This is a genomic window from Streptomyces sp. NPDC047130 (assembly GCF_040643475.1).
Classification (GTDB): Bacteria; Actinomycetota; Actinomycetes; order Streptomycetales; family Streptomycetaceae; genus Streptomyces.
Genome location: NZ_JBEYUK010000019.1, coordinates 40,529 through 62,236 on the forward strand (window position 1 = coordinate 40,529; position 21,708 = coordinate 62,236).

At 72.4% G+C, this 21,708-nt stretch carries 18 protein-coding genes, 1 pseudogene and 1 riboswitch; of the genes and pseudogenes, 9 read left to right on the forward strand and 10 right to left on the reverse strand.

What is annotated here, in order from left to right:
• Window positions 1–17: 17 nt before the first annotated feature.
• On the reverse strand, window positions 18–1,238 hold the full coding sequence (locus ABZ836_RS21765; RefSeq protein WP_361144526.1) for a GNAT family N-acetyltransferase: 1,221 nt from the start codon (window positions 1,236–1,238) through the stop codon (window positions 18–20).
• A 149-nt stretch (window positions 1,239–1,387) separates the two neighbouring features.
• Between ABZ836_RS21765 and ABZ836_RS21770 the strand changes: the two genes are divergently transcribed.
• Complete coding sequence (locus tag ABZ836_RS21770) at window positions 1,388–2,797, forward strand: serine hydrolase domain-containing protein (protein WP_361144529.1); 1,410 nt, start codon at window positions 1,388–1,390, stop codon at window positions 2,795–2,797.
• Between the two features lie 13 nt (window positions 2,798–2,810).
• Here ABZ836_RS21770 and ABZ836_RS21775 read toward each other — a convergent pair whose 3' ends face one another.
• From ABZ836_RS21775 to ABZ836_RS21795, 5 genes are all read right to left on the reverse strand, one after another.
• Window positions 2,811–3,263, reverse strand: a complete 453-nt coding sequence (locus ABZ836_RS21775) for a GNAT family N-acetyltransferase (protein ID WP_361144532.1) — start codon at window positions 3,261–3,263, stop codon at window positions 2,811–2,813.
• A 67-nt stretch (window positions 3,264–3,330) separates the two neighbouring features.
• Window positions 3,331–3,813: an NUDIX hydrolase gene (locus tag ABZ836_RS21780; protein WP_361144535.1), complete on the reverse strand. Its 483-nt coding sequence runs from the start codon at window positions 3,811–3,813 to the stop codon at window positions 3,331–3,333.
• Window positions 3,814–3,882: 69 nt separating this feature from the next.
• Window positions 3,883–4,842, reverse strand: coding sequence for a LysR family transcriptional regulator (locus tag ABZ836_RS21785; RefSeq protein WP_361144538.1), 960 nt, complete (start codon window positions 4,840–4,842; stop codon window positions 3,883–3,885).
• 230 nt (window positions 4,843–5,072) lie between these two features.
• On the reverse strand, window positions 5,073–6,275 hold the full coding sequence (locus ABZ836_RS21790) for a cystathionine gamma-lyase (protein WP_356132554.1): 1,203 nt from the start codon (window positions 6,273–6,275) through the stop codon (window positions 5,073–5,075).
• A gap of 137 nt (window positions 6,276–6,412) precedes the next feature.
• On the reverse strand, window positions 6,413–6,790 hold the full coding sequence (locus tag ABZ836_RS21795; RefSeq protein ID WP_356132552.1) for a phage holin family protein: 378 nt from the start codon (window positions 6,788–6,790) through the stop codon (window positions 6,413–6,415).
• 60 nt (window positions 6,791–6,850) lie between these two features.
• Between ABZ836_RS21795 and ABZ836_RS21800 the strand changes: the two genes are divergently transcribed.
• The 4 genes from ABZ836_RS21800 to ABZ836_RS21815 all read left to right on the forward strand — a co-directional run bounded on the left by ABZ836_RS21800 (window position 6,851) and on the right by ABZ836_RS21815 (window position 9,123).
• The gene (locus ABZ836_RS21800) at window positions 6,851–7,168 is read left to right on the forward strand and encodes a cupin domain-containing protein (protein WP_356132550.1); all 318 of its coding nucleotides are present in this window, start codon (window positions 6,851–6,853) and stop codon (window positions 7,166–7,168) included.
• Window positions 7,169–7,289: 121 nt separating this feature from the next.
• Complete coding sequence (locus ABZ836_RS21805; RefSeq protein ID WP_356132548.1) at window positions 7,290–7,508, forward strand: DUF5326 family protein; 219 nt, start codon at window positions 7,290–7,292, stop codon at window positions 7,506–7,508.
• 341 nt (window positions 7,509–7,849) lie between these two features.
• Window positions 7,850–8,584: a helix-turn-helix domain-containing protein gene (locus tag ABZ836_RS21810; RefSeq protein WP_356132641.1), complete on the forward strand. Its 735-nt coding sequence runs from the start codon at window positions 7,850–7,852 to the stop codon at window positions 8,582–8,584.
• A gap of 101 nt (window positions 8,585–8,685) precedes the next feature.
• Window positions 8,686–9,123 (forward strand): SsgA family sporulation/cell division regulator, encoded by a 438-nt coding sequence (locus tag ABZ836_RS21815; protein WP_108956397.1) that lies wholly within the window; start codon window positions 8,686–8,688, stop codon window positions 9,121–9,123.
• Between the two features lie 155 nt (window positions 9,124–9,278).
• On the opposite strand, the gene ABZ836_RS21820 is transcribed toward ABZ836_RS21815, so the two are convergent.
• Complete coding sequence (locus ABZ836_RS21820) at window positions 9,279–10,721, reverse strand: YibE/F family protein (RefSeq protein WP_361144543.1); 1,443 nt, start codon at window positions 10,719–10,721, stop codon at window positions 9,279–9,281.
• 71 nt (window positions 10,722–10,792) lie between these two features.
• A riboswitch (TPP riboswitch) is annotated at window positions 10,793–10,969 on the forward strand.
• On the opposite strand from ABZ836_RS21820, the pseudogene thiC reads away from it, so the two are divergent.
• Window positions 10,962–12,719 (forward strand): annotated as a pseudogene (gene thiC / locus ABZ836_RS21825) (phosphomethylpyrimidine synthase ThiC); the annotation flags it as partial. It overlaps the preceding riboswitch by 8 nt.
• Window positions 12,720–13,055: 336 nt before the next feature.
• On the opposite strand, the gene ABZ836_RS21830 reads toward thiC, so the two are convergent.
• The 3 genes from ABZ836_RS21830 to ABZ836_RS21840 form a co-directional block, all read right to left on the reverse strand.
• Window positions 13,056–13,862 carry a hypothetical protein gene (locus ABZ836_RS21830; protein ID WP_361144546.1) on the reverse strand — a complete coding sequence of 269 codons (807 nt, stop codon included), beginning with the start codon at window positions 13,860–13,862 and terminating at the stop codon, window positions 13,056–13,058.
• Between the two features lie 304 nt (window positions 13,863–14,166).
• Window positions 14,167–15,504: a metallophosphoesterase gene (locus ABZ836_RS21835; RefSeq protein ID WP_361144678.1), complete on the reverse strand. Its 1,338-nt coding sequence runs from the start codon at window positions 15,502–15,504 to the stop codon at window positions 14,167–14,169.
• A gap of 819 nt (window positions 15,505–16,323) precedes the next feature.
• On the reverse strand, window positions 16,324–17,436 hold the full coding sequence (locus tag ABZ836_RS21840) for a LacI family DNA-binding transcriptional regulator (RefSeq protein WP_356132541.1): 1,113 nt from the start codon (window positions 17,434–17,436) through the stop codon (window positions 16,324–16,326).
• 393 nt (window positions 17,437–17,829) lie between these two features.
• Here ABZ836_RS21840 and hisC point away from each other — a divergent pair, with 393 nt between their 5' ends.
• The 3 genes from hisC (at window position 17,830) to cydB (ending at window position 21,701) form a co-directional block, all read left to right on the forward strand.
• Window positions 17,830–18,909, forward strand: coding sequence for a histidinol-phosphate transaminase (hisC, locus tag ABZ836_RS21845; RefSeq protein WP_356132539.1), 1,080 nt, complete (start codon window positions 17,830–17,832; stop codon window positions 18,907–18,909).
• Window positions 18,910–19,159: 250 nt separating this feature from the next.
• The gene (locus ABZ836_RS21850) at window positions 19,160–20,674 is read left to right on the forward strand and encodes a cytochrome ubiquinol oxidase subunit I (RefSeq protein WP_356132537.1); all 1,515 of its coding nucleotides are present in this window, start codon (window positions 19,160–19,162) and stop codon (window positions 20,672–20,674) included.
• Window positions 20,675–20,699: 25 nt separating this feature from the next.
• Window positions 20,700–21,701 carry a cytochrome d ubiquinol oxidase subunit II gene (gene cydB, locus ABZ836_RS21855; RefSeq protein ID WP_361144681.1) on the forward strand — a complete coding sequence of 334 codons (1,002 nt, stop codon included), beginning with the start codon at window positions 20,700–20,702 and terminating at the stop codon, window positions 21,699–21,701.
• Window positions 21,702–21,708: the final 7 nt, after the last annotated feature.

Consider the following 21,708-nt stretch of genomic DNA (forward strand, 5'->3'; position numbering starts at 1 on the left):
GGTAGCCGTCGTCGGGCCTAGAAGAAGTGCAGGCAGTGCGCCGGACGTTCGGCGCGGAAGAGGGCGTCGGCGAGGGCCGCGGCGTCCGGCCGGTGCGCCTGGACGTGCCCGGCGCGCACCAGCGTGCTCGGGGCGGTGCCACCGAGGTACACCGAACCGAGATCGCTCACGTCCAGGGTCAGGTCGGGCTCCCGTTCCGTCGGCACGCACTCGGCCTTGCCGTCCCGGACGGTCAGCAGGTACCGGTTCCGCTCACCGAGGAACGGGTCGTCGACGTCCAGCACCAGCTCGCCGTCGGAGAACCAGCCCCTGCTGGCCAGGGCGCGGGGGACGTCCAGCAGACGGACCCAGAGCCAGTCCGTGCTGTCGCTCACCTCACCGGCTCGGAAGTCGGCGAGCTGCCACCGCAGCGGATGTTCCGGCGGGAAGTGCTTGAAGACGACCTGCTTGACCAGGTCGTGGCCGAGGAGGAAGCGGGCCAGGGCCGTGAAGACCGTGTCGTCGACGGCGATGGTCTCGTCCACCGTCAGCGTGCTGTCCCTGTCGCGCACATAGCTGGCGTACCCGTCCGGGACGCCGTCGGCGTCCCGGTGGACGGCGATGTAGCGCGGTTCGGTGGAGATCGGCGGGTGTCCCGCGCCCCGGCTCCACACGTGGTGCTGCCGGGACAGCGCGCCGGGCTGGACGCGGCGGTACCGGTCGTAGATCTCCTCGAGGAGGTCGGTGCACTCCGAACGGCGCAGCACCTCGACGGAGCCGCTCGCGGCCGCCTCGGCCGCGCCGCGTGCCCGGACGGGGGCGAAGTCGTCCCGGCGGCGCTGGACGGTCAGGCGCTGTGTGTAGGTCGCCGGCCCGTAGCCGAACCGGCGGTAGATCAGGGCCTCGGACGCCAGCAGCACCGAGAGCGTCTCGCCGCGCTCGCGGACGTCCTGGAGCTGGCGCCGCATCAGGGCGCTGAGGACGCCCTGGCGCCGGTGGGTGGGCAGGACACCGACCGCGGTCACCCCCGCCGCGGGTACCACGGCGCCCCCGGGCAGCGTGAGCTCGAAGGAGTAGGCCCCGGCGGTGCCGATCGGCCGCCCGTCGTCCGCCAGCGCGAACAGGCCACGGTCCATCTCGTACCCGGCCCACCAGCCCTCGCTGCCCTCGGGCGGGGTGTCCCGGAAGCTCCCGAACGCGCAGTGGAGCGTGTCGAGGAAGACCTCGAAGTCCTGGTCGGTCGTGGAACGGATCTCCATCGCTGGTGCTGCCTCCCCGGCTCACGGTGCCACGACTCCGTGGCGCCCCGCCCCAGTGCAGTCCGCGGTACTGGCCCGGTCAAACGAATTTCCGCGCGGCCCCGGAATCCGGTTCGCCCCGGTCGGACCGGGGATGGTGCACTGACCCCATGACGACACCTCAGGAAGAGCAGGAAGAGAACGCCCTCCTCCCCGCCACCCGGCGGGCGCTGCTGCACCGGATCGCGGTCGCCCAGGCCGACGGCCGGGCACCCTCGCTCGCCGCGGCGGTCGTCCGGGGCGGAGAGCTCGTCTGGAGCGGATCGCGCACCTCGGTGGACGGGCACGCGCCCGACGGCGACGTCCAGTACCGGATCGGTTCGATCACCAAGACCTTCGTCGCCGTCCTGGTGCTGCGGCTGCGGGACGAGGGCCGGCTCTCCCTCGAGGACCCCCTGGACAAGCACCTGCCCGGGACCCCGGCGGGGCAGGCCACCATCGCCCAACTGCTGGCCCACAGCGCGGGGCTGGCGGCCGAGACGCCCGGGCCGTGGTGGGAGCGGACGCCGGGAGCGCTGCGGCCCGAGCTCGCCGACGTCCTGGGGGAGAATCCCGTGCTGCACCCGGGCGGACGCCGGTTCCACTACTCCAACCCCGGCTTCGCGCTGCTCGGCGCGCTGGTCGAGGAACTGCGCCGGGAGCCGTGGGACCAGGTGCTGCGCCGGGAGGTTCTGGAGCCGCTCGGACTGCACCGCACTGGCACGGACCCGGTCGCCCCGGCCGCGGGTGGCTGGGCCGTGCACCCGTGGGCCGACGTGCTGCTGCCCGAGCAGGTGGAGGAGCTGGGCCGGATGGCGCCCGCCGGGCAGCTGTGGTCCACCACGGCCGACCTGGCCCGTTTCGCCGTCTTCCTGATGCGCGGCGACGACCGGGTGCTGAGCGCGGACTCCGTCGCCGAGATGCGGGCTCCGGCGGCGCCCCCGGAGCCCGGCGACCTGGCGGCCGGGTCGGGCTACGGGCTGGGGCTGCAGATCCAGCACTGGGGTCCGCGGCGCCTGGTCGGCCACTCCGGATCGGTCCCCGGTTTCCTCGCCAACCTCTCCGTCGGCGTGGAGGACGACGTGGCCGCGGTGGTCCTGGCCAACTGCACCTCGAGCGCGCCCTTCTGGAGCGTGGGGCCGGACCTGGTGCGCATCGTGGCGGAGGCCGAGCCGCGCATCCCCGAGCCGTGGCGTCCTCTTCCGGAGGTCGACCAGGAGGTTCTGGCGTTGACCGGGCCCTGGTACTGGGGCACCCAGGCCTACCTGCTGCGCCTGCTCCCCGACGGTGGTGTTTCCCTGGACCCGGTGGGCGCCTCCGGCCGCCGGTCCCGCTTCCGTGCCGCGGGCGACGGCGCCTGGACCGGCCTGGAGGGCTACTACGCCGGGGAGACCCTGCGTGCCGTCCGCCGCCCGGACGGCACGGTGAGCCACCTCGACCTCGGGTCCTTCTTCTTCACCCGCACCCCCTACGACCCTGCCGCGCCCGTGCCGGGCGGCGTCGACGAGGGCGGCTGGCGGGGGCTGCGGCAGGGCACGTGATCCGGGGCCGGGTTCAGAGCTGGAGCTTGAAGCCGATGTGCGAGGCGGTGAAGCCGAGGCGCTCGTAGAACCGGCGGGCGTCGGTCCGGGTGGCGTCGGAGGTCAGCTGCACCAGCCCGCAGCCCTGCCGCCCGGACTCCTCGACGGCCCACCGGACGAGACGTGAGCCGAGGCCGCCGCCCCGCTCGTCGGAATGGACCCGGACGCCCTCGATGACCGAGCGGGTGGTGCCACGGCGGGACAGGCCCGGGATCACGGTCAGCTGCAGCGTGCCGACGACCTTCCCGGACCGATCGGCCACCATCAGGTACTGGTTCGGGTCCCCCGCCAGCCGCCGGTAGGCCTCCAGGTAGGGGGCCAGGTCGTCCGGCGTCTCACGGCCTGCGCCCAGGGGGTCGTCGGCGTACATCGCGACGAGGGCGGGCACGTCCTGGGCGGTGGCCCGGCGTATCAGAAGATCGTCCATGGGGGCACCCTAGGGCCCGGCGCCGCCCGCCACGCGGTCGGACGAGGGACGGTCGGACCGGGGACGGTCAGACGAGGTCCGAGGCGTGCAGCGTGCGGACGCCCTCGATGTTGCCGTCCAGGTAGTGCCGCAGGGAGAGCGGCACCAGATGGACGCCGGCGATCCCGACCCGGGTGAACGGCACCCGGACGATCTCGTACTCACCCGCCGGCTCCTCGACCTCGGGGCCGTGCCGCAGCGCGGGGTCCATGGACTCCAGCCGGCAGACGAAGAAGTGCTGCACCTTCACACCGGTCGAGGCCTCGTCCGGGCCGATGTGCTCCACGGTGTCCACGAAGCAGGGGATGACGCCGGTGATCTTGGCGCCCAGCTCTTCGTGCACCTCGCGGTGGAGAGCGTCCACGACGGTGGCGTCCTCGGGCTCCACACCGCCGCCGGGGGTGACCCAGTAGGGATCGACACCGGGCTTGGTGCGCTTGATCAGGATCAGGTCGTCGCCGTCCAGGAGGACGGCGCGGGCAGTGCGCTTGACCACGGGGCGGACGGTCATGGGGGGAATCTGGCCCGTGATGTTCCACGTGAAACATCGGCCCCGGCCGTTCACCGTGCCCCGCGCGGGTCAGGCCCAGGCGGCCGCGGCCCGTTGGAGCCGTTCGTGGGCGCGGCCGATGTGCGGGAGGGCGAGGGTGCCGGCGCGCACCACCAGGAAGTAGGTCCGCAGCGGGGGCACATCGGGCTCGTACAGGGCCACCAGCGAGCCCTGTTCCCGTGCGGTGGCGCAGAGGTAGCGGGGCAGCACGGCGATCCCGGCGCCGTGGAGGGCGCAGGTGAGCACGGCCCGCAGGTCCGGGACCACCACCGCGCCGGAGGCCACGGTGGGCCGGGCGCCGAAGACGGAGGACCAGTACCGGGACACGAAGGGGAGCGACTCGTGCACCTCGAGCACGGGCAGCGGATCCAGCCGGGCCCGCAGTTCCTCCAGGGGGTCCGGTGCGCCCAGGAGGCCGGTGGGACCGGTGGGATCGGTCGTGGGAACGCCGACCGGCAGCCCTGCCGAGGCCGCCACGGCGGGGGAGGCGACCAGTACGTGCTCCTCGTCGCAGAGCGGGGTGGAGCTCAGCAGCGTGCCGCGCGGGCGGGCCGTCGCGACGGCCAGGTCGCAGTGACCCGCGGCCAGGCCGTCGAGGTTCTCCTGGTCGTTGCCGAAGGAGGCGCGCAGGGAGAGGGGCCGGCCCTTCTCGGCGGCCAGGGCGGCGAGGGCGGGAAGGGCGCGCTCCGCCAGGAACTCCGGCGGCCCCGAGAGGTGGAGGGTGCTGGGGCCACCGGACTCGAGGCCGGTCTCGGCGATCTCCACCAGCGCGTCGAGGTGGGGCGCGGCCTTGTGGGCCAGTTCGTCGCCGACCGTGGTGGGGACGACGCCACGGGCCTGTCTCAGGAAGAGCGGACGGCCGAGCTGCCGTTCCAGGGTGCGGATCTGGGAGGTCACGGCCGGCTGGGAGAGGCCGAGCAGTGCGGCGGCGCGCGTGAAGGATCCGGCCCGGTACACCGCCACGAAGGTGCGGAGCAAGGCCAGGTCCATGGGCGCCCCCTCGGCTTGCCGGGGCGGTGCGGGTCCGCCCCTGACGGCCCGTCGGCCGCGTACAACGATAAATATGTCGATAGGTCTCTGTCGCTACAGTGATTGGACACTGACACAGAGTCAACTAGCCTTGGTGGCGCGGTGCGACGCCACGGTCGCACGGCGCGCAGGCGGCCCGGTCCGAGCCACGAGGGGGGAGGCTCGGACCGGGCGTCCGCGTCGTCACGGGATCAGCCGCCGGAGACCGCCGGCCGGGCGGCCTCGTCCAGGGCGCGCAGGACGTCCGCCACCAGGTCCTCCGGGTCCTCGGCGCCCACCGAGAGACGGATGAAGCCCGCCGGCACCGCGTCACCGCCCCAGCGGCCGCGCCGCTCGGCGCTGGACCGCACCCCGCCGAAGCTGGTCGCCTCGTCGACCAGCCGCAGCGATCCCAGGAACCGCTCCGCGTGCTCGCGGTCGGGGAGGGTGAAGGAGACGACGCAGCCGAAACGGCGCATCTGGCGCGCGGCCACGGCGTGCGACGGGTCGTCGGGGAGCCCCGGGTAGCGCAGGTCGGCCACTTCGGGCCGCTCCTTGAGGGTCCGGGCCAGGGTGAGGGCGGTGGCCGCCTGCCGGTCCACCCGCAGGTGCAGGGTGGAGAGGGAGCGGTGGGCCAGCCAGGCCTCCATCGGGCCGGGGATCACGCCGACGATCTTCCGCCAGCGCCGGACCGCGTCCATCGCCTCGCCGCGCGCGCCCGTCACATAGCCGAGGAGCACGTCTCCGTGGCCGGTGAGCTGCTTGGTGCCGCTGGCCACCGAGAAGTCCGCGCCCAGCTCCAGCGGCCGCTGGCCGAGCGGGGTGGCCAGGGTGTTGTCCACGGCGACCGCGATCCCCCGGGCGTGCGCCTCCTCCGCGAGCCGGCGTACGTCGCAGACGTCCAGGCCGGGGTTGGAGGGCGTCTCGATCCACAGCAGCCTGGCGCCGTCGAGCACCTCCAGCTGCGCGTCCCCGCCGGTGGGCGCGGTGCGCACCTCCACGCCGAAGGCCTCCAGCTGGGCGCGCACCAGGGGGAAGACCTGGTAGCCGTCGCTGGGCAGGACGACGGCGTCACCGGTCCTCAGCTGGGAGAACAGGACCGCGGAGATCGCGCCCATGCCGGAGGGGAAGACCAGCGTCTCGATGTCGTTCCGGCCGGGCGCCTCGAGTTCGCCGATGGCGTTCTCCAGCAGCGTCCAGGTCGGGTTCTCGTCGCGGCCGTAGGTGTACGGGCCGGTGGGCTCGCCCGGAAGGTGGAAGTGGGCGGCGAAGACGGGGCCCGGGAGGGTCGGCTCGTGCTTGAGGGGTTCCGGCAGACCGGCACGCACCGCGCGCGTACCGTCGCCCTTCTCGGCAGGGGTGGCCCCCGTGCCGTCGGCGTCGCCCGCCGCGTTCGCCGGGGAGTCGTTGTTCATGCGGCCCGTCCTTCCTGCTGCTCACGTCCGGTGCGGCCTGCCGGGCCCACCGGCCCCCACTGTCTCAGGGCGGCCGGGCCGGCGGGCGGACGGGTGGCGCGGAAGGGCGGACGGGTGGCGGGGAAGGGCGGGCGGAGTCAGTCCTTGTCGGGCAGCACCAGGTTGAGGGCCCAGGAGACCACCGCGATGACGAGGCCACCGAGGACCGCGGTCCAGAAGCCGTCGACGTGGAAGCTCAGGTCCAGCTTCCCGGCGATCCAGGAGGTGAGCATCAGCATCAGGGCGTTGACGACCAGGGTGATCAGGCCGAGGGTGAGGATGAAGAGCGGCAGTGTGAGCAACTGCACGACCGGCTTCACCAGCAGGTTGACGAGACCGAAGATCAGCGCCACCAGGATCAGGGTGCCGGCCTTCTTGCCGGTGCTGCCGCCCTCGAGACTGATCTTGTCGATCAGCCAGACGGCGACCGCCAGTGCGCCGGCGTTGGCGAGCGTCTTGACCAAGAAGTTCATCATGGGTCTGATCGTGGCAGACGAGATCGATTTCGGTGCCGACCTCAAGGGGCGAGCGGGGCTATGAAGGCATTCCGGCTGGACGAACTGGAGGCGGAGCGGGCCGCCAACGACGGCGCGTACCTGCAGTTCCTGCGCGAGCGGAACATGTCGGTGGGGCTCTACGCCCTGGACGCCGGCGCGCAGGACCCGCAGCAGCCGCACCATCAGGACGAGGTGTACTTCGTGGTGAGCGGACGCGGCTGGTTGACGGTGGGGACCGAGACCACGGAGGTGGCGCGGGGCAGCGTGGTCTACGTGCCGGCCGGGGTGCCCCACAAGTTCCACCACATCAGCGAGGACCTGCGGGTCATGGTGGTCTTCTCGCCCCCGGAGGGCTGACCCGCCGACCCCTAGGGGAGCGATCAGGGACGAACGAGGGTGCCCGGGGCCCCTGCCGGGCCCCGTCCACGCCTAGCATCGAAGGCGTACCGGAAGACGTGCAGGGAGAAGGGGCTGGGCGATGCGTGAGATCCTCGCGGACGTGCCGTGGTGGGTGAAGTGGGTCGCGATCCCGGTGATCGCCCTGGTGGTCTTCGGAGGCCTGATAGCGAGCGTGCTGGGCTTCCTCGTGGGGCTGCTGTTCAAGGTGCTGCTCTTCGTCGCGCTGGTGGGCGGCCTGATCTTCGTGGTGCGGAAGTTCAAGGGCTCCTCGTCCTCGTCGTCCGACGAGAAGTGGTAGCCGGGAGCGCAAGGGGTGGATCCCTCGTGAGGGGGAAGTGTGGTCCGCGGGGTGTATCCCGCAGGTGACGGACCGTTAGAGTCCGGAACTCGTCGCGGGGGAGTCCGAGCCCCCGCGGGCGGCCTGCACAGCCCCCGTGTTTCCCCGGCACGGGCAGCCCCCTCGCGCTCCGGGAGTGACCCTTGGCCACGGCCGACACCGCGTCCGCCGCACGACGCGCCCCCTCCGTGCCCGTCCAGCCCACCCAGGCGGGCCACGCCGCCGCCCCCGCCGAGGAGCGCTCCGCGAGAGGCAGAAGGGGCGGGTCCACGGGCGGAGCGGCGCAGGGCCGGCCGGCGACGCTGATCGGTTCCGTCCAGCGGGCCATGCGGCTGCTGGAAACCGTGGCCGAGCACGAGAGCGGCGCGCCAGCCAAGCAGCTCGCCCGGCAGACGGGACTGGCGCTGCCGACGACGTACCACCTGCTGCGCACCCTGGTCCACGAGGGCTACCTGCGGCGCGACAGCGGGCTCTTCCACCTCGGGGACGCCTCCGAACGGCTGGGCCGCAGGCTGGCCCGGCAGAAACGTCGCGTCGTCGCCGACGCGATGGCGCACTGGCACGACGCCATCGGCGCGCCGCTGTACTGCGCCCGGTACCACGACGGCGAGATCGAGGTGCTCGGTGTCGCGGACTCCCCCGAGGCCCCCGCCGTCGAGGAGTGGGCCGACTTCCGGGCCACCGGGCACGCGCACGCCATCGGGCAGTGTCTCCTGTCGCAGCTCGACGAGGACGCCCGGCGGGACCATCTGGCCCGCCACCCGGTGCAGCCGCTCACGCGGTACACCGTCGAGGACGAGCCGGTCCTGCTGCGGCGTTTGGCGGCCGGTCGCCATGGGGAGCCAGTGATCGAGCGTCAGGAGTACGCGCTGGGCACGGTGTGCGCCGCGATCCCCATCCGGATCGGCACGCTCGTCGCCACGGTGGCGGTCTCGCTGCCCGTCCAGCAGGCCGATCACCTGCTTCCCGCGGCCCGTCGGCTGCAGGCCGAGATCGGGCGTGAGCCCGGCGTCCTGGCCCTGTCTTTCAGTATCTGAAAAATCACTCCTTGTGATTCGCCGTGTACGTTCAGCAAGATGGCGCGCAGGGTCAGCAGGATGAGTCCCGGACAACCCGAGGACAAAAGACGGGGTAGGCGATGCGCGAGTCGGTGCAGGCAGAGGTCATGATGAACTTTCTCGTCTCGGACGAGCTCTCGTTCCGCATTCCGGTCGAGCTGCGCTACGAGACCTCTGATCCGTTCGCCGTGCGGCTGACCTTTCACCTTCCTGGTGACGCACCGGTGACCTGGGCCTTCGGTCGCGAGCTGCTGATCGACGGGGTGGGGCGGCCCTGCGGGGACGGTGACGTCCGGGTGTCGCCCGCCGACCCCGACATGCTGGGCGAGGTGCTGATCCGGCTGCAGGTGGGCCGAGACCAGGCGCTGTTCCGCTCCGGAGCCGCCCCCCTGGTGGCCTTCCTGGACCGGACGGACAAGCTGGTTCCGCTCGGCCAGGAGGGCGCGCTGGCCGATTTCGACGCCCACCTGGACGAGGCGCTGGACCGCATCCTGGCCGAGGAGCAGAGCGCCGGCTGACCCCGTCGCCGTGGCCCGCGTCGCTGCCTGTGAAGGAACGCTTCCGCCCGGCGGCCGGAAGGGCGCCGGGGCTCCTCCTCCGCCCCACCGGCCGCGGGCGCCCGCGCCGGAACCCGACGCGGGACGACGCCCGGTGATCAGCAGGAGCAGCAGGATCAGCGGCGGCGGCGACGCCCCCGGGTCCCCCGCCCGCCGGAGCTCCGGCCGGAGGCCTGCCCGGCCGAGCGCCCGACTCCCCGGCCGGCCGGCCGGGGAGCGCCGGAGCCGCCCGGCCCGGGACGGTCGGCGGAGACCACCAGGGCGGCCAGCGCGGTGGTCACCGGCACCGAGGCCACCAGTCCGATGGAACCGACCAGGGTGCGCACGATCTCCTGGGCGACCAGCTCGCTGTTGGCCACCGAACCCACGCTGCTCTGCGCGATGGAGAAGAGCAGCAGCAGGGGCAGCGCCGCACCCGCGTAGGCGAGGACCAGGGTGTTGACCACCGAGGCGATGTGGTCCCGGCCGATGCGCAGACCGGCCCGGTAGAGCCCGCGCGGCCCGAGCGAGGGATTGGCCTCGTGGAGTTCCCACACCGCGGAGGTCTGGGTGACGGTGACGTCGTCGAGGACACCGAGGGAACCGATGATGATGCCGGCCAGGAGCAGACCGCTCATGTCGAGTTGCGGGTAGAGACCGTGGATCAGGCCCGTGTTGTCGTCGGTGTTGCCCGTGAGGTCGCCCCAGCCGATGAACACCGAGCCCAGGACGCCGATCAGCAGCAGCGACACCAGGGTGCCCAGGACCGCCACCGATGTCCGGGCCGACAGCCCGTGGCAGAGGTAGAGCGCGATCAGCATGATGGCGCTGGAGCCGACCACCGCCACCAGCAGGGGATTCGATCCCTGCAGGATGGCCGGAAGGATGAACAGGGTGAGCACCAGGAAGCTCACCGCCAGCGCGATCAGCGCCATCAGGCCGCGCAGCCGGCCCACGACCACGACCGCCACCGCGAAGATGCCCGCCAGCAGTGTCAGCGGCAACTTGCGGTCCATGTCCATCACGGAGTACTGCAGTTCCTTGGGCGCCGTCGGCTCGTAGGCGACGATCACCGAGTCGCCCTTCGCCAACTGCCGTGACTGGTCGCGCTGGACCGTCTCGACGAAGGTGCGGCCCTGGTCCTTGCCGGTGTCGATGCGCACCGTGGCCAGCGTGCACTCCTGCTTCTGGTCCTGTTGCTGCCCGCAGGTCGTCTTCTCGACGCGGGTCACGGTGGCCTGCTCGGTGTGCCGGTCGAAGCCCACGCCGGAACGCTCGTGGTCCGGGGCGCCGCCGGGCCAGAGGGCCAGCAGCCCCACCACCACGGCGGCGGCGAACGGCACCAGGACGGCGGCGATGATCCGCCGGAGCCGGCGGGAGGCCGGTGCGGCCGGTCCATGGGCGTGGCTGTGGCTGTGACTGTGCCCGTGCCCGTGCCCGTGTCCGGGGGCGGCGGGTTCGGGCGCCGGGCCGGGGCCGCGACCGCGGTCGGGGCGGGGGCCGTGCTGCGCATGGCCGTGAGGCACGTGTGCGTCGGAGGAGGGACGCTGCGGTTCGGGAGGCGGTTGCATGGTGCTCACGGACAGATCATCCCAAGAGTGACAGAGGCCTACTGTTCACCGCGCCCGGCGGGACGCTAGCGTGGGGTCACCTTTGCACACGCGGGAGCTCGGAGCACCGGGCTGAGAGGACGCTGACCTCCGTTCCGCCCTGGTTCACAGGGCGCACAGACGATGTTTCACGGGAAACATCGCGCCGGAGACCGCTGCGTCGACCGCCGAACCTGTTACCGGGTAATGCCGGCGTAGGGAGTAGGTCTCATGACCGACAAGGAAGCACGCACGCCTGCTCGTTGGCACAAGGGCCATGTCGAGGGTTCCCGCCCCGACATCCGCGTGCCGGTACGACGGGTCCACCTCACCAACGGCCGCGCGGTGTCGCTGTACGACACCTCCGGCCCGTACACCGATCCGGCGGTGGACACCGACGTCCGCCGGGGCCTGCCGCCGCTGCGGCAGAACTGGATCATCGCCCGCGGGGACACCGAGGAGTATCCGGGCCGTCCGGTCCGCCCCGAGGACGACGGCATCCGCCACACCACGCCGCGGGGCGGACTGCGGAACCTGGACGCGGTCTTCCCGGGCCAGCCTCGGCGACCGCGCCGCGCCCGGGACGGCGGCCCCGTCACCCAGCTCGCCTACGCGCGACGGGGTGAGATCACGCCCGAGATGGAGTTCGTGGCCATCCGGGAGGACGTCCCGCCGGAGGTCGTGCGCGAGGAGATCGCCGCGGGACGGGCGGTGCTGCCGGCCAACGTGAACCATCCGGAGATCGAGCCGATGATCATCGGCAAGCGGTTCCTGGTGAAGGTCAACGCCAACATCGGCAACTCGGCGGTGACCTCCTCGATCGAGGAGGAGGTGGAGAAGATGACCTGGGCGACCCGCTGGGGCGCCGACACGGTCATGGACCTCTCCACCGGGCGGAACATCCACACCACCCGCGAGTGGGTGCTGCGCAACTCCCCCGTCCCCATCGGTACCGTTCCGCTCTACCAGGCGCTGGAGAAGGTCGACGGCAAGGCGGAGGAGCTCACCTGGGAGATCTACCGGGACACGGTGATCGAGCAGGCGGAGCAGGGCGTGGACTACATGACCGTGCACGCCGGTGTGCGGCTGGCGTACGTGCCGCTGACGGCCGGGCGGAAGACGGGCATCGTCTCCCGGGGCGGGTCGATCATGGCCGCCTGGTGTCTCGCGCACCACAAGGAGAGCTTCCTCTACGAGAACTTCGAGGAACTGAGCGAGATCCTGGCCGCCTACGACGTCACCTACTCGCTGGGCGACGGTCTGCGGCCCGGGTCGATCGCCGACGCCAACGACGAGGCGCAGTTCGCCGAGTTGCACACGCTGGGGGAACTCGGCCGTATCGCCAGGCGTTGTGGAGTGCAGACGATGATCGAGGGCCCGGGACACGTCCCGATGCACAAGATCAAGGAGAACATCGACCTGCAGCAGGAGGTCTGCGATGAGGCTCCGTTCTATACGCTCGGCCCGCTGACCACGGACATCGCTCCGGGGTACGACCACATCACCTCCGGCATCGGCGCCGCGATGATCGCCTGGTGGGGTACGGCGATGCTGTGCTACGTCACCCCCAAGGAACACCTGGGGCTGCCCGACCGGGACGACGTGAAGACCGGTGTGATCACCTACCGGATCGCCGCGCACGCCGCGGACCTGGCCAAGGGGCATCCGGGCGCGCAGGAGTGGGACGACGCGCTCTCCGACGCGCGGTTCGAGTTCCGGTGGGAGGACCAGTTCGACCTCTCGCTGGACCCGGACACGGCGCGGGCGTTCCACGACGAGACCTTGCCGGCCGAACCGGCGAAGACGGCGCACTTCTGCTCCATGTGCGGGCCGAAGTTCTGCTCCATGCGGATCAGCCGGGACATCAACGAGCGGTTCGGTGGTGACGCCGGGGCGGCCGCCTCGGCGGAGGAGGTCGCCGAGGGGATGCTCCAGAAGTCGAAGGAGTTCGCGGCGGGCGGCAACCGGGTCTACGTGCCGCTGACGGAACGACCGGAACGGCCGGAACGCGCCGAGCGGCCCGGACAGCCGGAGGGGGCGGGCCGGGCCTGACCCGTCGGCGGCCTGTCTGCGCGGTTCAGGCCGCCGAGTACCGGTGCGGGACCGGTGCGGGAGGTGCGGACGGGGCAGGCCAGGTCCGGTTCCTCTGAGACCTGGCCTGCCCCCCGAGCTCCGGGGCCCCGAGCTCCGGTGCCCGGGGTTCCGGCGCGCGAGGCCCGAGGCCCGGAGTCCGATGCCCGGAACCCGGTGCTCAGGGCTTCGGGGTTCCGGGCTCCGGCGGCGGCTGCCGAGCCGGGTGTGTCTCCGCGTCGTGCGGCGCGGGGACTACCTGGGGCGGCGGTTGCGGCTGGAGAAGTCCGGGCTGCTGTATCCGGGGCTGCTGAAGCGCGGGCTGGTGATCCGGTTCGACTCCCGGCCGGGGCCGGGGTAGCCGTCACGGTCGCCCAGGTCCGGCAGGGGCGCACCGGCCGGGGAAACCTGCGGGGACGAGGTCGACGCCCGCTCCAGGAAGGGCTGTAGGCCGCGCTCGCGCAGTGCCTCGAGCCATTCCGTACGGGCCCGCTCGAGGTCCGCGTCCCGTCGGCGCCGCGGCTCCACGTGGTAGGCGCGGGAACCGTTGCGCAGGGCGGTGACCAGCAGCCCGGCCGCCGCGGCCAGCAGCCCGGCCGCGGCCAGCGCGCCGAAGACCCAGCCGGCGGTCAGCAGCTTTCCCGCCATCGCGGGCTCCGGCGTGAGCATCTTCAGCAGGTAGCCGATCAGCAGCAGGACGACCGCGGAGGCCCCCGCCAGCAGCGGGGCCAGGACGACCGCCACGGCGGCGGCCCCGGGCCCGGAGTCGTCGGCCTCCCGCACCGTGCTGAGGTCGTCCGCCTCGGATCCCGGTTCCCGTTCCACCGCCGCCAGGCTCCGGAGGCCTTCGCGCAGGTCGACGTAGTGGTCGTACTCGGGCGCCGCCTCCGCGAGGATCTCGACCGCGCAGGAGAGGGCGTGCGAGCGCAACTGCTCGGTGGTGGGCCGGGCGGAAGGGGCCGCCGGGTGGTCCTCGCGCGGGATCGCGCGGAGGGCCTCGTCCAGGGCGTGCTCGAAATCGAGGCGGTCCTCGTTCCGCAGGTGCCGCGGGTGGCTGGTCATGTGCATCCCCCGATGCTCCGTAAGGCTGTGGCTCGGCATACCGACGAGCCGTCTGGCTGGGACGGAGGGGAGCCTGCTACGGATAGTCCGATGGTAGTGCCGCGGCGGCGGGTGATGACAAGGGGATTACGGGGAGTTTCACGGTTTCCCCGCCGGAATCGGGCCGGTTCGGACGGGCGTTGGGGCGTATGAACACCCCTAGGGCGCAAGGGACTTGGCGCCACGACGGGTCACCCATGACCTGACGGTGAGGGTCGACGCCCCGGCCCCGCCCGGCCGGTTCGGGCGGTTGGGCAGGGGCGGGTCAGGTGATCGGCAGGCGGCGGACCAGGAGGGTGCCGGCCATGGTGACGCCGCCGTCCATGGCGATGGCGAGCCCGTCGGCGTAGACGTGCGGGCCGTCGATCTGCGGGCGGCCCGAGCCGGACTCCCCGTCCTCCGCCCCGGCCTCGCCGGTGAGGTAGGGGATCGGGCTGTGGCCGTGCACGATCCGGGTGCCGCCGTAGGCGTCGAGGAGCTCGCGGGCCGCCTCGACGCCGCCCGCGTCGCGGAAGGCGAACCGCTTGGTGAACTTGCGGAAGAGGTCCCAGACCTCGTCGGGGTCGTTGCGGGTCAGCGTCTCCCGGACGGTGTCGTTGACCTCCTCGGTGGAGTTGCCGAACTCCAGGTACGCGGTGGTGTCGGAGTGCAGCAGCAGGTGGCCGTCGACCTCCTCCATGGCGGCGAGCCGGGACATCCACTGCAGGTGGTGATCCTGGAGGCGCTCCATGTCGGCCTTCTGACCGCCGTTGAGCAGCCAGGCCGCCTGGAAGGTGGCGGTGCCGGCGCTCGAGTTGACGGGGGTGTCGCCGTACCGCTTGGCGCCGAGCAGGAGGAGTTCGTGGTTGCCCAGCAGCGCCTTGCAGTAGCCGCCCGCGGCCGCGGCCTCGGCCGACAGCCGCATCACCAGCTCGATCACGCCGACGCCGTCCGGGCCGCGGTCGGTGAAGTCGCCGAGGAACCACAGGCGGGTGGTGCCGGCCGACCAGTTGCCGTTCTCGTCGACGATCCCCTGCTCCCGCAGGGCGGCGAGGAGTTCGTCGAGGTAGCCGTGGACGTCGCCCACCACGTAGAGCGGTCCGGGGGCGGGCTTGCCGGCGGCGGGGGCCTCGGCGGGCTCCGCGGCGGCGGCCACGGAGGGGCCGAGCTGGAGCGTGTCGCCCCGGCGGATCACCGGCAGGTCGCGCTCGGTCGGCGTGTAGTCCTCGGGCATCCCGTCCGGGAAGGCCTCCGGGGGCACGGAACCGGGGTGCGGCTCGGCGGGGGGCGCGGCGTGCCCCGCGGGCGCGGGCGGCGCCAGGGGAGCCCGAGGGGCGGCCGGGCGGGCCGACGCCGCCGGATGCCCGGGAGCGGCCGGGTGCGCCGCGGGTGCCGGCGGTGCCGGCGGTGCGGGGTGGGCCGGGTGCACCGGCTGCGCCGGAGGGGCCGTCGGCGCCGGGGGCGCCAGGTGAACGGGAGGGGCCGGGGGCGCCGGAGGTTGTCCCGCCGCGGGGTGCGGTGCGGGTTCGTGGACGTATGCGGGCACCCGGAAGTCGCGCAGCGTCGCCGTACGCTCCACCTCGGGTCCCCGACCGGCCCCCTGAGTCATCGACCCCTCCACCATCGCGCCGCGTCTGCACCGCATCGGACTGCCTGGTGGCAGCGGCCCGCGGTGTCGTGCGCCCATCATAGGAACGCGGATCGTGCCGTGGGACGACCCAGGGGTGGTGAATCCTGCGGCAAAGCGTTGTGGCGTGCGGGATTTCGGTCGAATCGCACGGTGTGCGCGGGTTGACGCCGCCCTTTGCGGGACGTCGCCGCCGGGACGGATGTCACCGTTGCGGGCCCTTTGTGCGCGAGCCGGTGTGTGCGAGCCGGCGCGGGCGCGCACGAAGGCCCGGGCCCTGCGACGCGGGCACCGGCGGCCACCGGCCCCCGTCCGGCGGTGTCGGCGTGCGCGGGGGACCGCCCGCGTGTCCGGGCGGTCCCCTGGCTCCCGGACGCCGCCCTCGGACCCCTGGCCCCGGCGCACATCTCCGTGAGCGCGACGGACGCTGTCATCCGGACCCGGCCCCGGACCGGAAGCGACCCCGGATCGGACCCACCCCCGGAGCTTCGGACCCCTGGCCCCCCGGACCACGTCTCCGAGAGCACGGCGGACGCCTCGCTCCGGCCTGGTTCCCGGCCCGGCCCCGGACCAAGTCCCGGACCGGACCTCGGCCCTGCACCCGACCCCGACCCCGACCCCAGGCCGGGACCCGGACCCGGACCCAGACCGGACCGGGACCCGGACGGGACCCGGACCGGACCGGGATCGGACCAGGCCCCGGACCGAGTGGGACCCGGACCGGACCGGGATCGGACCAGGCCCCGGACCGAGTGGGACCCGGACCGGCGCCACGGTCGGCGCGGTCCGGGTCGTTCCACGGCACGGCGCCCCGATTCAGCCGGAGTTCGGGGTGCGCGGGGGGCTGACGGTGGTGCGGGTGGGGCGGCGCTGGGAGGAGGCGCGGACGATCAGCTCCGTCGGTATGACCTGCTCGACCGGCTGGTCCGAGGCGACCCCCTCGATCGCGTCGATCAGCAGCTGGACCACCGCCGTGCCGATGCGGCGCGGCTTCAGGGAGAGCGTGGTGATCGGCGGCTCCGTGCTGGCGTACACCATGGACTCGCTGCAGCACACCAGCAGCAGGTCCTCCGGTACCCGGAGCCCGTACCGCCGGGCGGCGGCGAGCAGGTCGGTGCCGTTGGGGTCGAAGAGGCCGTACACCGCGTCCGGCCGGTCCGGGCGGGCCAGCAGCCGGTCGGCCGCGACGGCGCCCGCGCAGGGGTCGTGCGCGGGGTAGGACTCGTAGACCGGGTCCTGGCCGACGTTCTCGCACCAGCGCAGGTAGGCGGTGGTGGAGAGACGGGTGTAGGTGTCCGTGCTGGTGCCGGTGAGGAGTCCGATGCGGCGCGCGCCGGCCGCGGCCAGGTGGTCGAGGATGCCCAGCACCGCGGCCTCGTGGTCGTTGTCCACCCAGGCGGTCACCGGGAGGGTGCCGTCCGGGCGGCCGTCGGAGACCACCGGTAAACCCTGCCGGGCCAGTTCGGCGACCACCGGGTCGTGGTCCGACGGGTCGACGACCACCGTGCCGTCCAGGGCCACGTTGGACCAGACGTCGTGCCGTGAGGTCGCCGGCAGGATCACCAGGGCGTAGCCGCGGTCCAGTGCCGCCGAGGAGGCCGCCCGGGCCATCTCGGCGAAGTAGGCGAACTCGGTGAAGGTGAAAGGTTCATCCCCGTACGTGGTCACCGTCAGGCCGATGAGGCCGGACTTGCCGGTACGGAGGGTCCGGGCCGCGGCCGAGGGGCGGTAACCGAGACGGTCGGCCACCTCACGGACATGGCGTCGCGTGGCATCGGGCAGTCGGCCCTTGCCGTTGAGGGCGTCGGAGACGGTCGTGATGGACACTCCGGCCGCGGCGGCCACGTCCCGGATGCCCGCTCGGCCCGGGCGACCGCCCCGCCGGGTGATCTCCGCCCGGTTCACCTGGTGCTTCCCTGCTGCTGTCATGGCGAGCCGATAGTAGGGCGCGGAGAGGGGGGTGGCCGGAGGCTTCCCGACCGTTGACAGACACGTTTCTCCATGGTCATGTGACAGCTGAGCCTTGGAAAGTAAGGGCATCGGAACCATCTCTCGTGACAGCGCATGTGGTGATGTGTGCGTGTCGAGTGCATGGAAACGGCTCCGGAACGGGTGCAACTCACCTTCACGGGTGATGCGCGCCACGGCGCGGGCCACCGGCGCGCGTGATGTCGCGGCTCGCGCCCCTTACCGTCCGCGGGGTGGCTCGGGCCGGGCGGCGGGCCTGGGCCGGGCCGGTTCCGCGACCGCGCGGGGCTCTTAGGCTGATAGCCATCGGTGCCGTCGGCGCGTGTGCCGCCGGCCGTCATGAGGAGGACTTCGGTGAGCGAGACGATCCCCACACTGCGCGCCGCGCTGGAGGCCGTGCCCTCCTACAAGCCCGGCCGCCCGGCCTCGGGGTCCGGCCCGGTCGCCTACAAGCTGTCCTCCAACGAGAACCCGTACCCGCCGCTGCCGGGCGTGATGGAGAGCGTGGTGGCCGCGGCCGCGTCCTTCAACCGCTACCCGGACATGGCCTGCACCGGTCTGACCGAGGAGCTGGCGGAGCGCTTCGGGGTGCCGGCCTCGCACGTGGCCACCGGCACCGGTTCGGTGGGGGTCGCCCAGCAGCTCCTGCAGTCCACCAGCGGCCCCGGCGACGAGGTGATCTACGCCTGGCGCTCCTTCGAGGCCTACCCGATCATCACCCGCATCAGCGGCGCCACGCCCGTGCAGGTGCCGCTGACCCCGGGCGACGTCCACGACCTCGACGCGATGGCCGACGCGATCACCGACCGGACCCGGCTGATCTTCGTCTGCAACCCCAACAACCCGACCGGCACGGTGGTCCGCCGGGCCGAGCTCGAGCGCTTCCTCGACCGGGTGCCCCGTGACGTGCTGGTGGTGCTGGACGAGGCGTACCGGGAGTTCGTCCGCGACCTGGACGTGCCGGACGGCGTGGAGCTGTACCGGGACCGCCCCAACGTCTGTGTGCTGCGCACCTTCTCCAAGGCGTACGGCCTGGCCGGCCTGCGGGTCGGCTTCGCGATCGCCCACGAGCCGGTGGCGGCCGCGCTGCGCAAGACGGCCGTGCCGTTCGGCGTCAGCCAGCTGGCGCAGGACGCGGCGGTGGCCTCGCTGCGGGCGGAGGAGGAGCTGCTCGGGCGGGTCGGCAACCTGGTGGGCGAACGCGCCCGGGCGGTCGCGGCCCTGCGCGAGCAGGGGTGGACCGTGCCGGACACCGAGGCCAACTTCGTCTGGCTGCGGCTCGGCGAGCGGACCATGGACTTCGCCGCGGCCTGCGAGCAGGCGGGTGTGGTGGTCCGGCCGTTCGCCGGGGAGGGCGTGCGGGTCACCGTGGGCGAGACCGAGGCCAACGACCTGTTCCTCAAGGCCGCGGGGGAGTTCCGCCGCACCCTCTGACCTCCGACCGGGCCCTGTGCGCCCGGACCGGCACGGCCCGGTGGCCCCGATGGGCTGCCGGGCCGTCGCCATGTCCGGGTTTCGGGCGATCCGGGACCGAAAGGGGGACCCCCCTGTACGGCCGTTGGACCTACATGCTGATAATAGCTTGTGAATGTGAACGCTTTCACAAGCGCGCATGTTCATCCCCCCATGTGCGGATCTGGCGGAACAAACCTCCGCCTCGAGGCACCGCTGTGAAGGAGAACACGTGGACCTCGCCCTGGCACCCGAGACGCTCGCGCGCTGGCAGTTCGGCATCACGACCGTCTACCACTTCCTCTTCGTCCCGCTCACGATCTCGCTGGCCGCGCTCACGGCCGGTCTCCAGACGGCCTGGGTCCGCTCCGGCAAGGAGAAGTACCTCCGGGCCACCAAGTTCTGGGGCAAGCTCTTCCTGATCAACATCGCGCTGGGCGTCGTCACCGGCCTGGTGCAGGAGTTCCAGTTCGGCATGAACTGGTCCGCCTACTCCCGCTTCGTGGGGGACGTCTTCGGGGCCCCGCTGGCCTTCGAGGCGCTGATCGCCTTCTTCTTCGAGTCCACCTTCATCGGGCTGTGGATCTTCGGCTGGGACAAGCTGCCGCAGAAGATCCACCTGGCCTGCATCTGGATGGTCTCGATCGGCACGATCCTCTCGGCCTACTTCATCCTGGCGGCCAACTCCTGGATGCAGCACCCGGTCGGCTACCGGATCAACGAGGAGAAGGGCCGCGCCGAGCTCACCGACTTCTGGCTGGTGCTGACGCAGAACACCACCCTCACGCAGGTCTTCCACAGCCTGACCGCCGCCTTCCTGACCGGTGGCGCCTTCATGGTCGGCATCGCCGCCTACCACCTGGCCCGCCGCCGCCACATCGCGGAGATGCGGACCTCGCTGCGCCTGGGCCTGGTGACCGTGGCGGTGGGCGGTCTGCTGACCGCGGTCAGCGGTGACCTGCTGGGCAAGGTGATGTTCGAGCAGCAGCCGATGAAGATGGCCGCGGCCGAGGCGCTCTGGGAGGGCCAGCGCGGCGCCCCCTTCTCGCTCTTCGCCTACGGGGACGTCGACGAGGGCCACAACACCGTCGCCGTCGAGATCCCCGGCCTGCTCTCCTACCTCGCCTCCAACGACCTCGACCACTACGTGCCGGGCATCAACGACCTCAACGAGCAGATGCAGGAGACCTACGGCCCCGGCGACTACCGCCCCAACATCCCGGTGGCCTTCTGGAGCTTCCGCTGGATGATCGGGTTCGGCATGGCCTCGCTCGCCATCGGCATGCTCGGGCTCTGGCTGACCCGCAAGCGGTTCCTGCTCCCCCCGCACCTGCGGACCGGTGAGGACGAGGTGCCGAACCTGGTCCTGCTGCCGCGCGGCAAGGCCGCACTCGGACCCCGCGCGACCCGGCTCTACTGGCGGATCGCCACCTGGACCATGGCGTTCCCGCTGATCGCCAACGCCTGGGGCTGGATCTTCACCGAGATGGGCCGCCAGCCCTGGGTGGTGTTCGGGGTCTTCCAGACCCGCGACGCGGTCTCCCCCGGCGTCGGCCAGGGCGAGGTCCTCGCCTCGATGGCGCTCTTCACGGTGGTCTACGCGGCGCTCGCGGTCGTCGAGGTCAAGCTGCTCGTGAAGTACGTGAAGGCCGGACCGCCGGAGCTCACCGAGGCCGACCTCAACCCGCCCACGAAGATCGGCGGCGACCCGCGCGACGCCGACAAGCCGATGGCCTTCTCGTACTGACCGGCAGGGAGTCGCTCGCATGGAACTGCAACTGCACGACGTCTGGTTCGTCCTGATCGCCGTCCTGTGGACCGGCTACTTCTTCCTGGAGGGCTTCGATTTCGGGATAGGCGTGCTCACCCGGCTGCTGGCCCGCGACCGCACCGAGAAGCGGGTGCTGATCAACACCATCGGGCCGGTCTGGGACGGCAACGAGGTCTGGCTGGTGACTGCCGCCGGCGCCACCTTCGCCGCCTTCCCCGAGTGGTACGCCACCCTCTTCTCCGGGTTCTACCTGCCGCTGCTGGTGGTCCTGCTCTGCCTGATCCTGCGCGGTGTGGCGTTCGAGTACCGCGTGAAGCGCTCCGGCGAGCAGTGGCAGCGGAACTGGGAGGCGGCCATCTTCTGGACCTCGCTGCTGCTCGCCGTCCTCTGGGGTGTGATCTTCGGCAACATCGTGCGCGGGATGCGGATCGACCGCGACCTGGAGTACGTGGGGACCCTGGGCGACCTGCTCAACCCGTACGCCCTGCTGGGCGGTGTGGTGACGTTGGCCCTCTTCACCTTCCACGGCGCGGTGTTCGCGGCGCTGAAGACCGAGGGGGAGATCCGGTACCGGGCGCGCCGGCTGGCGGTGCGGCTCGGTGCGGTCACCGCGGTGCCGCTGACCGGCTTCCTGGTGTGGACCCTGCTCTCGCGGGGCGGCACCCCGAGCCTGGTGGCTGCGGTGGTGACGACGGCCGCGCTGGGCGGCGCGGTGCTCGCCGGGCGTGCCGGGCGGGAGGGCTGGTCGTTCGTCCTCTCCGGCCTGACCGTGGTGGCGCTGGTCGCGGTGTTCTTCCTCTCGCTGTTCCCGGCGGTCATGCCCTCGACGCTGAACGAGAGCTGGAGCCTGACGGTCACCAACGCCTCGTCCAGCCCTTACACCCTGAAGATCATGACCTGGTGCGCGCTGGCGGCCACCCCGGTGGTGCTGCTCTACCAGGCATGGACGTACTGGGTGTTCCGCAAGCGGATCGGCACGCGGCACATCGCCGTGGGCCACTGACGAACGA

Excerpts from the sequence above, each read along its gene's own strand:
- ABZ836_RS21785 (WP_361144538.1), bottom strand. The coding sequence starts at position 4,842 with ATGGACCTGGCCTTGCTCCGCACCTTCGTGGCGGTGTACCGGGCCGGA.
- ABZ836_RS21830 (WP_361144546.1), bottom strand. The coding sequence starts at position 13,862 with ATGACCAGCCACCCGCGGCACCTGCGGAACGAGGACCGCCTCGATTTC.
- ABZ836_RS21770 (WP_361144529.1), top strand. The coding sequence starts at position 1,388 with ATGACGACACCTCAGGAAGAGCAGGAAGAGAACGCCCTCCTCCCCGCC.
- ABZ836_RS21815 (WP_108956397.1), top strand. The coding sequence starts at position 8,686 with ATGCGCGAGTCGGTGCAGGCAGAGGTCATGATGAACTTTCTCGTCTCG.
- ABZ836_RS21765 (WP_361144526.1), bottom strand. The coding sequence starts at position 1,238 with ATGGAGATCCGTTCCACGACCGACCAGGACTTCGAGGTCTTCCTCGAC.
- ABZ836_RS21780 (WP_361144535.1), bottom strand. The coding sequence starts at position 3,813 with ATGACCGTCCGCCCCGTGGTCAAGCGCACTGCCCGCGCCGTCCTCCTG.
- ABZ836_RS21840 (WP_356132541.1), bottom strand. The coding sequence starts at position 17,436 with ATGACAGCAGCAGGGAAGCACCAGGTGAACCGGGCGGAGATCACCCGG.
- ABZ836_RS21790 (WP_356132554.1), bottom strand. The coding sequence starts at position 6,275 with ATGAACAACGACTCCCCGGCGAACGCGGCGGGCGACGCCGACGGCACG.
- ABZ836_RS21805 (WP_356132548.1), top strand. The coding sequence starts at position 7,290 with ATGCGTGAGATCCTCGCGGACGTGCCGTGGTGGGTGAAGTGGGTCGCG.
- ABZ836_RS21835 (WP_361144678.1), bottom strand. The coding sequence starts at position 15,504 with ATGGTGGAGGGGTCGATGACTCAGGGGGCCGGTCGGGGACCCGAGGTG.
- ABZ836_RS21775 (WP_361144532.1), bottom strand. The coding sequence starts at position 3,263 with ATGGACGATCTTCTGATACGCCGGGCCACCGCCCAGGACGTGCCCGCC.
- ABZ836_RS21800 (WP_356132550.1), top strand. The coding sequence starts at position 6,851 with ATGAAGGCATTCCGGCTGGACGAACTGGAGGCGGAGCGGGCCGCCAAC.
- ABZ836_RS21795 (WP_356132552.1), bottom strand. The coding sequence starts at position 6,790 with ATGATGAACTTCTTGGTCAAGACGCTCGCCAACGCCGGCGCACTGGCG.